The organism is Paenisporosarcina sp. P4_E4_2 (genome assembly GCF_056401595.1).
The window spans coordinates 1-10,539 of record NZ_JBFUJC010000083.1 but is presented as its reverse complement, the minus strand read 5'-3'; the positions used below and the strand labels follow the sequence as shown (position 1 = coordinate 10,539).

The following is a 10,539-nucleotide window of genomic DNA, read 5'->3' as shown; positions in this document are numbered from 1 at the left end:
GTACCGACTTTTTGTGAGTCACGAGCATGTGGATAGGCAAAATAATAACCCATTACATACACTTCCGCTTTTGGTGCAATCTTTTTCAACTCTGTAAGCATGGTCTTCATATTCTTTCGTACATTGTTTAAAGAAWAGTCTGCTGGGATTTGCTGAAATGACAGTGAGCCTGATTTTGCATCTGATTTTATTAATCTCAGAAGATCGTTTGCTCCAGCAGATATCGTGATGAGATTTGCATTTTGTAGCAAAGGTTTTGCTTCTTTCGATTGGACTCGCTTCAACACATCAGCGCTCGTAAATCCTGGGAACGCCAAATCTTTTGAGTAGAAGGCCAGTGGTTGATTTCTCGCAATTTCTTGGGCAATTAAATCACTGTAACCAGTATCAATCTCACGTGTCGGGGTTTGACCTGCCGCAAGTGAGTCACCGAGAGCCACATAAGAAACTGGTCCAATTACTTGAGCGCTTGTCTGTAATGGCACTAAAAACAGGCCCAGACTGAACAACACGACAGTTATTTTTTTGATAATCATGACATCACCTTAAAATGCCCAATTGCCTTTGCGGAAAATCGGTTCTCTTGTACCATCTTCATATTCGCCATCAATGTCCATTTCTGCACTGCCTATCATGAAATCTTCATGAGTCATTGATGTATTTAATCCTAAAGCACGAAGCTGTGCCTCTTCTAAGTCCCGTGCACCTTCAACGCATGTTGGATACGCTTCGCCAATTGCTAAATGGTTAGAGGCATTTTCATCAAATAATGTGTTGTAGAACAAAATTCCAGAAGATGAAATCGGTGATTCATGAGGTACCAATGCCAACTCCCCTAAATAAGCAGAGCCTTCATCATGTTGAATGAGTTGCTGCAATAAGTCATTCCCTACTTCAGCCTCAGCCTTCACGATCTTTCCTTTTTCAAACGTTAACGTAAATTTGTCTATGATATTACCTTGATATACAAATGGTTTAGTATTACGGACATAGCCATTTACACCAAATTTTAATGGAGCAGTGTACACTTCTTCAGTCGGCATATTCGCAATAAACGCTGTTCTGTTAGGTGTTCTGCTGGCACCGGACATCCAAATATGTTTATCCGGCAATTCGATTATCAAATCCGTGCCTGGTGCTTTATAAATAATTTTTTTGAAACGTTTATCATTTAAAGCTGTTGCACGGGCTTCCAAATCGCGGATATGTGTTTTCCATTGATCAACAGCAGTTCCATCTCCGATGCGTACGGTTTTAAAAATCGTTTCCCATAGCATGGATAACTGCTCTTCTTTTGGCAAATCCGGGAATACTTTGGCTGCCCACATCTCTGAAGGTATAGCTACAATCGACCAAGCAATTTTATCTGACATGACGGAAGCGCGATATTTTTCCAATGCACGGCCAGCCACTTTTTGTTGATCGGAAATGCGTTTGGCAGGAATTCCAGCCAATAAATCAGGATCTTCTGCATCAATCCACAACAAAGCTCCCTGCTGATCGATCAATTCTTCACGCTGTGTAACCATCCATGCAGGAAATTCGTGCATAGCGGAATCTGGTGCCAACTCATAAAAAGCACGATTTGTCGGCCCATCTGAGAAATTCACATGGACACGCTTTGCTCCAGCTTCATATGATTTCTTCACAACCAAACGCGTAAAATCAAGGGTATCAGTCGTTGTATTTATCAATACATATTGACCAGGTTGGACATTGATTCCAACGCGAACTGCCAAATCTGCATATTCGGCTAGTTTCTCTTCAAATGTCATTTCTTTTTCCCCCTTTGTTGCACCGTTTTTGAGGACCCTTCAATCAATTTACCTTGATCCCATACCTTTTGAACGGGTTTTGAAGGCAATTCTTTCGTCCATTTTTTAAAATTCTTTTCGTCTGTGTAGGTTAATAAAGACAATACTTCCCCGTCAGCACCAGCACGGCCTGTTCGACCTGAACGGTGCAGATAAGGTTCAATTGAGTGCGGTACATCGACGTGAATGACATGAGTCAATCCTTCAATGTCAAGACCTCGTGCTGCAATATCTGTAGCGATCAGTATGCTTACTTCGCCTTTACGGAAAGAAGCCAATGCCTGCTTACGTTCTTCTTTTTTCATATCTGAGTGCAAGGCAACTATTTTTGCTTCACGGAATTTCAGTTTCGTTTCTTTCATCAACAATTGATCTAAATTATTGACAAACGCTAGACCCCGTAAGCCTTCTACGTGCGCCAACCGTCGCAATAAATCGGTTTTATCTCGTTCTTCTACTTTGACGAATGAATGGACCACTTTTCCTTGTGCTGGCAATTCTTCATGACTAACTTGAATTCGAATCGGCCCTTTCATCATGCGACTTGCAACAAGCTCAATTTCTTCTGTTATTGTTGCTGATACGACCACAATTTGTCTGTCATGATTAGACCCATCGATAAGCGCTTTAATGATACCACGATGCTCACGGGCCAATAGTTGATCTCCCTCATCTAAAACAATATGTCGTATATCGTGCAATTTAAGTTTCTTTGATTTCATTAATTCATTCAAACGCCCCGGTGTTCCTACAACAATTGTGGGCTTTTTCTTTAATTTTTCCAATTGACGAGCCATATTGGCTCCTCCGATTAGTTGAGCAACCGTAATATCGGTATCTGCAGTCCACTCTCGCAATACTTCAACGATTTGCATGGATAGTTCCTGTGAAGGGGCAACGATAAGTGCTTGTGTTTTTTGAATGGCACCATTCACTTGATTCAATATCGGCAATACATAAGCCAAAGTTTTCCCTGATCCTGTTGGCGATTGTGCCACCACATCTTTTCCTTCCAGCATGCTAGGGATTAATTGTGACTGAACAGGCATTTCATATTCAAATTTCCATTTATTTTGAAGTTCTGGTTTTAAGTTTTCGATAAATGTCATGGGTTATTCCACCTTTATAAATACATGCTCCTAGTGTACCACAAATCACTATCTTCAACCTTTTACTGATATATTCAGTCGTTTTCCCCATAATAAAAACCCTGTCCCCATGAAGGAGACAGAGCATGTTTAATCATTCAATTCGTAGCCGCATGCAAGTATGGCACTTTCAGCTAATACCATCAGAGAATCAATATAAGTTTCATCAAGATTCAGTTCTTTTTTGACAATCGATAATTCTGTACAGCCCAATATCAAATGATCGCAACCCAATTCGTTCATTTGATTGATGATTTGCTGCCATTTTAGAAAATCGACAGGTTGCCCAGCTTTGACGTCATCATAAATAACTGACATGACCAGTTTCTGAGTTTCCTCATCGGGTACAACCGGTTGAATGCCACTCTCTTTACAAGCCAGTTGGTAAACAGAAGCCGTCAATGTACCTGTTGTTGCCAGAATTCCTACTTTTTTGGCACCAATTTGAGCTGCACGTTTTGCCGTTTCGTTAATCATGTGCAATACGGGAATTTCCGCTCCTTGTTGAATCTCTTTATAAAAAGAGTGAGCAGTATTGCACGGAACCGCCAACACTTCCGCACCAATAGATTTCAGTTTTGTAGCATCGGAAATCATCACTGGCACTGGGTTGGCTTTCGATCGATCTAAAATATATGTTGTACGGTCTGGTATGGTCGTATTATTGGTAATCACCATGTTGACATGCTGTTGATCGGTTTTCGCTTTCGTGCGTTTAACAATCATTTCACCAAGCAACATCGTGGCCAGGGGACCTACTCCTCCAATGATGCCTAATATTTTCGTCTTCATAACTTATGACAAACCTTTGTTATTAAAGTATTTTTTGTATTTACGATAGTAATTCAAATTATTGAGCGTCAATTTCGCCCAACGTTTCGGATTGAAATCCTCTTTGTAGAATAAGTGATTTGTCACTTTTCCTTCTGAAATTAACTCCCTGGCTTCTTCTTTCAACAGCTCGTTTTGTGCGTATTTGAATAATACACCTTTAGGGATGATCATCCATAAGTGCTTGTCCTTCGCATACGTCAATGTTTGTGGAATATTGAGCATATGATCGTCTGCTACGTATTTCATCAAATTATGACCACTTGCCGTTACATAGTAACTGCTGCGGCCATTTCGCAAGTTGATTTCAAACAGTTTATATTCACCATCACGCAAATCCAGCTTCATATCAAAATTCGCGAAGCCTGTGTAGCCAATATCTTCAAGGAATACACGTACTCGGTCAAGTAACGCCTCATCAAATGTATTAATGATTGCCGCATAGCTCCCGATTCCTTCTGGAGAATGTTCTTCGAGAATTGGATTTCCAAGTGACATGAGCTTCACTTTTCCATCTTTCCCAACGTATGCGTTCAACACGCGCATGTAGGAATCGTCTCCAGGAATAAATTCCTGAATCGTTAAATTATCTTTGTATGATGAGCTATAGATCGCTTCGATAATGGCGTTTTTTTCTGCTTCATCGTGTGCGACGAACACTTTTTTCTTTCCAGGGAACGAGCAATTCCAGTACGCTACAGAGTTTGATGCTTTAATGATGATTGGATACATAAAGTCAATTGCAAACGTATCCTTCGTGTCATATGTGCATAGTGACGTTTTAGGATAGGCAAAGCCGTATTGCTCACAAATATTATAGAAGTTCTCTTTAAGAACGATGCGATCCATTAATTTTTCATCAATATATGGAACCGCGAAATAAGGTAGCAATTGCTCCTTATTTTTAATGATTAATTTTGCATAATCATCGCCACATGCAAGGAGCAAAAGCTTTTTGTCTGTATGTTCACCCGCCACTTTAATAAGTGCCGGAACGAATACGTCCTGTTCATTTAAACGCGGGATAACCTGAAAATCCAGGATTTGGCTGTCTTGTGTTGCGGATAAATTCATACGTCCAAGGACTAGCGGCTTTAAACCATAGGCTTCGTGAAAAGCACGTGCCATTCCATAAGCATTCATATCTGATCCAAGCAATATAGGTAAAAATGAATTTGTTGTCATTGTGATATCAACTCTCTTTTCCCAAAAAACATAGTTTGTGTTTATATTGTACCGTGAATTACGGTTTTCTCCGAGCAATTACTTTTTGTTCGAATGCATATGCCATTGAAATGAGCAAAGGCTCACTCCACGAGTAGCTTGAAAAGGTAAGTCCAAAGGGTTCTCCTGCCTACGAAAAATTCGCAGGAACAGTGATGGATGGTGTACCTGCAGCAGCACCGATACAGTACACATGATCTTGAGGAAAGACCACGGCATCTAGTTGGAATCATCCATCGACTTACTTATCGCAATTATACATGAAAACCAAGTCCTCAGAAGTCATTTCATTGCTAGACATCTTTTCCTGCATATCAGCAATCGCTGCCTCATCCATCCAATCCTTGATAAGTTTTTTGCGCTTTGTTTGACTCATGAGAACTCCTCCCAAACATTTCGCTTCCCGACATCTCATTCAATCATTTTTTAATCACTTCAATGTGAAATTATATCATTTTTCCACAGTTAATTTAAATGTCACTTTTTATCTGTTTTATGAACCTATATCAACAGACCCACAAAAAAGAGCCAGAGTAACTGGATCGCTCCTGTTACTCTGACACCTAATTAATCTGCTTTTTCCATATGCTCTTTAATTAATTCATATAGGGATAGTTCATATAATTGTTTTCCTTCAACTTTAAATACGCCTTGTTTAACCAAATCATCGATAACGGTCATTTTCTTTCCGTCCATTTTTGTTTCTACTGGTGGTATCATGCTGTCAAACCCCTTAATTTCTAGATTCATAGGTTATTTACCCATGGCTCTAGTTTTTAAACCATTTTTTGAACGATTTAGGGAATCCTCTATACAAGACATAGCCAATTGCCGTCCCCAACGTATTCAGCCACAAATCGTCCACGTCACTGCTGCGCATTTGAGGTAACTGTAATATTTCTATGGCTAATGATAGGAGCAGTCCAGCCCCAATCACTTTCCAAGCACGATTGAATTTCTGCCATAACAACGGAAGAAAAAAGCCAATCGGAAGAAACATCACAATATTACCAACGAAATTAATGAAAAAAGGTTGCCATAAGTTCAAATATTTAATCGCGTTATATGTTTCAAACAAGACGCGAAAAAGTTCTATATTAATTGCTTGATGATCTCCGTTAATTAATTGCACTTCCCCGCCTTGATTGCTCACTGATGGCAAAATCGTCTGTGACAACAGCCCCGCCAGGAACATGAAAAAAAAGACAATCCCGCATTCTCGTAAGATATTCAATTGTTTATTATTGCGTTTCATTTGAATGAAACGAACCACTAGAATTACCGGTAAAATTAATACCATATAAAAGCCCATATCTTCTATATACTTTAGAATCGACTCCATCACACACCCAATTTCTTCGCTGTAATACTCTTATTCTAAGCCTTTAAGGTTACTATTCAAAATGTATTTTAAGACAGTTAGCGTTTATTATTGATTATTATTGAAAATAAGGGAATCACCATTAACATCAGAGATAATAAAAGTGGAAATCTGCTCCATTAAACGAGCAATCTCGTTTAACAAAGACTATTTTAAAAGAAACCCCTACTTATCACGTATTCATCCAGGTCGCGCTGGATATACTGTCAAATAACAAGTATTTTCCAATACGAGAATACAATTTGATGATAAGGGTGGAACAAAATTTGGGTTACATAAAATTAATCCTCACATTACTTTTTGCAGCTTATTTAACAAGTCCGCTGTGGGAAGAACCAGCCAGCAAATACGTTGATGTATCTTTTTTAAATACAATTGATGCACAAGTAATTAAAGGATACGAATATTTAAAAGAGCAGCCCATTATTGCTGATTTATCCCAAAAAGTGGCTACCATACCCGCAAAACTGACATTGGAAGCAGGAGAAACGAAGTATGCATCCATTAATCAAGTCGAAAAACCTGCATTATCAACACCTACAGAGGGATTATTTGCAGTTCATAACATACAAATTGGGGACAGCATGGAATCGGTCAATGCCGAGCTGGGCAAGGCGAAGCGCATCACTAAAAATGAATATGGCTCAGATTGGCATACCTATCACACAGACTATCAAAACTTTTTAATGGTTTCGTTCGATGAGTCTCAACAAGTGAATGGGCTATTTACCAATAATGACTTGATTTCCACTTCATACGGATTCAAACTGAGCAGTCCAAAGTCTATTGTTCATAATGCATTAGGAAAGCCTATCAAATACATTCAAAAAGGCAATGTCCGATACTTGTTGAATAGTGATGGAGAGATGGATACTTACTTAATCGAAAATGTCTATGTGACTGTGTTTTATGACGTCCATGAAAAAAATACTGTCACTGCAATCCAGATCATTTCAAAGCATTTGGAAAACCAAAAAGGTGCTTTATATGGTGACACAAGTACGGATTTACAAAAGGGATTTGAATTCCAATTATTCGATTTAACAAATGCTGCCCGAGTTCATCACAATGTCTCACCAGTAAAATGGGAATCCAAAATCAGGGTAACAGCTTATAAACACAGTGTAGACATGGCAGAACATAATTATTTCAGTCATACCAATTTATCAGGACAATCTCCTTTTGATCGCATGACGATGGACAACATCAATTATTCCGTAGCTGGGGAAAATTTAGCTTATGGTCAGTCCARCAGTATTTTTGCACATGAAGGATTGATGAATTCGATGGGGCATCGCAAGAATCTTTTAAAAAGCGACTTTGAATTGCTTGGTGTGGGCGTAGCATTTAATGATGAAAATCAACCCTATTACACTGAGAACTTTTATAAACCATAAATTTGGATATACCGGTTATGCCCATAATCCAAAAACAAGGCCGTTCCCGTGTAATTGGGAACAGCCTTGTTTTTTATTGTGCTGCTAACTGGGCTTGAATTCGGAATAAAATGACCGCGAATTGTGCCTGGTTTGTTACATCGTGTAAACCAAAAGTTCCGTTGATAGGCATGGAAATTATCACACATTACATCCGAAGATTTTGATGCTTGACTTGTCTTGAAGAATTCTGATTACTTTTCTTATACAAATGAAACATAAATGTAAATACAGTTCCTTCCCCAACTTTACTTTTGACTCGTATAGTTCCTTTCATAGCTTTCACAATACTATTTACAACCATCACACCGAGGCCAGTCCCTTTATCTCCTTTCGTTGAATAATAAGGTTCACCTAGACGCTCTATTTGATCTTTCGTCATACCAATTCCTGTATCTTGAATCTTGATCGTCACGTGAGTAGAATCTACGCGCGAGGAAACCGATAAAATACCACCGTTTGGCATGGACTCAATCGCATTTTTTATGACATTGACAAAACATTGATGAAATTTTTGACGATCACCTTGTATGTAATTTAACGAGCTATAATCACTTTCCACTCTTACCGAATACCAATTAGCAGAAGGCTGCAGCAATTTTAGTATTTGATTAAGCTCTTCTTCCACTTGAAATACTTCTACGGATTCAATGGTCGGTTTGGAAAATGTTAAATAATCCTGTATTACCTTTTCAGCTGATTGTAATTCTTCTTTTAAAATGTTGAGATATTGCTTTCGTTTATCCAAATCAAGTAAATCGTCTTCTAACAGCTGAACAAAACCCATGGCAGACGTCAAGGGATTACGAATCTCATGAGAAATGGCCGCACCCATCTGTTCAACTGCCTCTAATTTTTCAGCCTTGACCAAACGCTGTCGCAAAAGAATATTTCTTCTAATACCTTCTATAAGATAAGAAATCATGGCAACTCCCAGTGGCGGTACAAAAAGATAAGCAAACCAGAAATCTAAAGAATGTTCTGGCGGGGAAAGAATTTCTAAACCTACTAATATGAACAAACTGACCAGAAAAGTTAACCCTACAGAAAACATTATTCTGGATTTAAATGACCTTTTTAAAAACCAAGGGGAAATATACCATAAAAACCAACTGGCTACTCCGTAAAACAATGCGGCTATATAGAATCCGTTATCGATTCCAAAAAATCCACGAATAACGATAATCAGTAGACCCAATATCGGACTTATCCCCAAATAGAGTCCCCCTATCATAAAAGGGACTATTCGCAGGTCTAATACTATATCTTCCGTCAAGCGGTATGAAAATACAAAACAGAGCACCAAAGAAACGATAAAATATAACTTAGCTGTTTCTCGGTAATTATTCTTTACATCTGATTTCTCTGCCCACATCAAACAGAAAAAAAGTAATACAATTAATATTGATAGATTAAATAGGAAATTCACTGTTAGTAATTCCACAAAGGTATACCTCGTCTCATGATGTTTATACCTAAATACTATCTGTAGTATAAAGTATATACAATACATTTTTTGACTATTTGACTTAATCTGATTATTCACTTTTTTATTATTTAAACGTTTTAGTGGCTTTCCTTTCCTACTCAATAGATATTTTCATACTTAAAATTGCCCAGAAAGGACAAGCCTTTCTGGGCAGTTTATTATTGTATATAACTTTATGTACTTGCGAGCATCGCAGGAGCGATGTCATCCAACTTTGCGAGTTCAACTTGATTACGTCCGTTTTCTCTCGCGACATAAAGAGTTGAATCCGCTTTTTCAAGCACACTTTTGCATCTATCCCCCCTTACCATTTACGATTTATAAGCAAATCAATCCCGTAAGCATAAACATTATCTAGTCAAAAATATTCAAGTCAAATTTCCTGAGAGGATTAGCGTTTTTCAATGAACACTACTTTTAAATAATTTCCTTCTTTAAATTCTTCGATTGTTTTAAAGTCTTCAGGGAGAGAGAACTCTTCCCGGATAGTATACTTTTCACCAGATTGTTTAAACGCTTTATCAATAAACCCTTTAAACTTGGTCATGCCAAACGTACTGCAGTTTGAAGAAGCAACAATCATGCCGTTTTTTCCAGTAATGGCAATTGCTTGCATAAGTAAATCTGTATAGTCCTTTCCAGCGCTGAACGTATGCTTTTTAGATCGGGCAAAGCTTGGAGGATCTAATATCACCAAATCAAATTTCAATTCTTTTCGAACCGCATATTTAAAATAATGAAAAACATCTTCCACAATAATGTCCTGGGACTCGAAATCGATACCATTAACACTGAACTGCTCGATCGTTTTGCTTTTACTGCGATTAGCCAGATCGACACTCGTCGTTTTTATTGCACCACCAAGTGCCGCTGCAACTGAAAATGCACCTGTATAAGAAAACGTATTCAAGACATTTTTCCCTTTTGAATAGGAATCACGAATAGTTCTTCTTACGTCACGTTGGTCCAAAAAGATGCCTACCATTGCCCCGTCGTTTAAATACACTGCAAAATTCATGTCATTCTCTTTTACAAGCAATGGTTCAGGAGCCTTTTCTCCCGAAATAAAATCATCATCTTCCATATAAGTACCTTTGACGGCAAAACGTTTTTTTTCATACAAACCTTTCACGTCAACCACATTGGACAACGCTTGAATCACTTCATTTTTAAACTGGTAAATTCCTTCACTGTACCAACTGATGACATAGTATCC

The 10,539-nt window shown here is 38.3% G+C and carries 11 protein-coding genes; 1 reads left to right on the top strand and 10 read right to left on the bottom strand.

Annotated features, from left to right (window positions below):
* From AC1DSB_RS08250 to AC1DSB_RS08215, 8 genes are all read right to left on the bottom strand, one after another.
* The coding region (locus AC1DSB_RS08250) for an SGNH/GDSL hydrolase family protein (RefSeq protein WP_477586400.1) at positions 1 to 536 on the bottom strand (536 nt) is incomplete at its 3' end.
* Positions 537 to 545: 9 nt separating this feature from the next.
* Positions 546 to 1,775 carry an aminopeptidase gene (locus AC1DSB_RS08245; protein WP_477532002.1) on the bottom strand — a complete coding sequence of 410 codons (1,230 nt, stop codon included), beginning with the start codon at positions 1,773 to 1,775 and terminating at the stop codon, positions 546 to 548.
* Positions 1,772 to 2,923 (bottom strand): DEAD/DEAH box helicase, encoded by a 1,152-nt coding sequence (locus AC1DSB_RS08240; RefSeq protein ID WP_477532001.1) that lies wholly within the window; start codon positions 2,921 to 2,923, stop codon positions 1,772 to 1,774. The genes AC1DSB_RS08245 and AC1DSB_RS08240 overlap by 4 nt, the downstream gene beginning before the upstream one ends.
* Before the next feature lie 129 nt (positions 2,924 to 3,052).
* Positions 3,053 to 3,754 carry a cysteate racemase gene (cuyB, locus tag AC1DSB_RS08235; RefSeq protein WP_477532000.1) on the bottom strand — a complete coding sequence of 234 codons (702 nt, stop codon included), beginning with the start codon at positions 3,752 to 3,754 and terminating at the stop codon, positions 3,053 to 3,055.
* 3 nt (positions 3,755 to 3,757) lie between these two features.
* Positions 3,758 to 4,978, bottom strand: a complete 1,221-nt coding sequence (locus AC1DSB_RS08230) for a carboxylate--amine ligase (RefSeq protein ID WP_477531999.1) — start codon at positions 4,976 to 4,978, stop codon at positions 3,758 to 3,760.
* Between the two features lie 280 nt (positions 4,979 to 5,258).
* The gene (locus AC1DSB_RS08225; RefSeq protein ID WP_477531998.1) at positions 5,259 to 5,393 is read right to left on the bottom strand and encodes a hypothetical protein; all 135 of its coding nucleotides are present in this window, start codon (positions 5,391 to 5,393) and stop codon (positions 5,259 to 5,261) included.
* A gap of 191 nt (positions 5,394 to 5,584) precedes the next feature.
* Entirely contained in the window at positions 5,585 to 5,737 is a 153-nt protein-coding gene (locus AC1DSB_RS08220; RefSeq protein WP_477531997.1) for a Fur-regulated basic protein FbpA, read from the bottom strand.
* 49 nt (positions 5,738 to 5,786) lie between these two features.
* Entirely contained in the window at positions 5,787 to 6,359 is a 573-nt protein-coding gene (locus AC1DSB_RS08215) for a VanZ family protein (RefSeq protein ID WP_477531996.1), read from the bottom strand.
* A 305-nt stretch (positions 6,360 to 6,664) separates the two neighbouring features.
* On the opposite strand from AC1DSB_RS08215, the gene AC1DSB_RS08210 reads away from it, so the two are divergent.
* A complete protein-coding gene (locus tag AC1DSB_RS08210; protein WP_477586397.1) occupies positions 6,665 to 7,795 on the top strand; it encodes a CAP domain-containing protein in 1,131 nt (376 codons plus the stop codon).
* A 187-nt stretch (positions 7,796 to 7,982) separates the two neighbouring features.
* On the opposite strand, the gene AC1DSB_RS08205 is transcribed toward AC1DSB_RS08210, so the two are convergent.
* Both AC1DSB_RS08205 and AC1DSB_RS08200 read right to left on the bottom strand, forming a co-directional pair.
* Positions 7,983 to 9,278 (bottom strand): ATP-binding protein, encoded by a 1,296-nt coding sequence (locus tag AC1DSB_RS08205; protein WP_477531994.1) that lies wholly within the window; start codon positions 9,276 to 9,278, stop codon positions 7,983 to 7,985.
* A 436-nt stretch (positions 9,279 to 9,714) separates the two neighbouring features.
* On the bottom strand, positions 9,715 to 10,539 hold an 825-nt coding region (locus AC1DSB_RS08200; protein ID WP_477586395.1), incomplete at its 5' end, for a class I SAM-dependent rRNA methyltransferase.

Coding starts and splice junctions, on each gene's coding strand:
- AC1DSB_RS08220 (WP_477531997.1), bottom strand. CDS start 5,737: ATGATACCACCAGTAGAAACAAAAATGGACGGAAAGAAAATGACCGTT.
- AC1DSB_RS08245 (WP_477532002.1), bottom strand. CDS start 1,775: ATGACATTTGAAGAGAAACTAGCCGAATATGCAGATTTGGCAGTTCGC.
- AC1DSB_RS08240 (WP_477532001.1), bottom strand. CDS start 2,923: ATGACATTTATCGAAAACTTAAAACCAGAACTTCAAAATAAATGGAAA.
- cuyB (WP_477532000.1), bottom strand. CDS start 3,754: ATGAAGACGAAAATATTAGGCATCATTGGAGGAGTAGGTCCCCTGGCC.
- AC1DSB_RS08215 (WP_477531996.1), bottom strand. CDS start 6,359: ATGGAGTCGATTCTAAAGTATATAGAAGATATGGGCTTTTATATGGTA.
- AC1DSB_RS08230 (WP_477531999.1), bottom strand. CDS start 4,978: ATGACAACAAATTCATTTTTACCTATATTGCTTGGATCAGATATGAAT.
- AC1DSB_RS08225 (WP_477531998.1), bottom strand. CDS start 5,393: ATGAGTCAAACAAAGCGCAAAAAACTTATCAAGGATTGGATGGATGAG.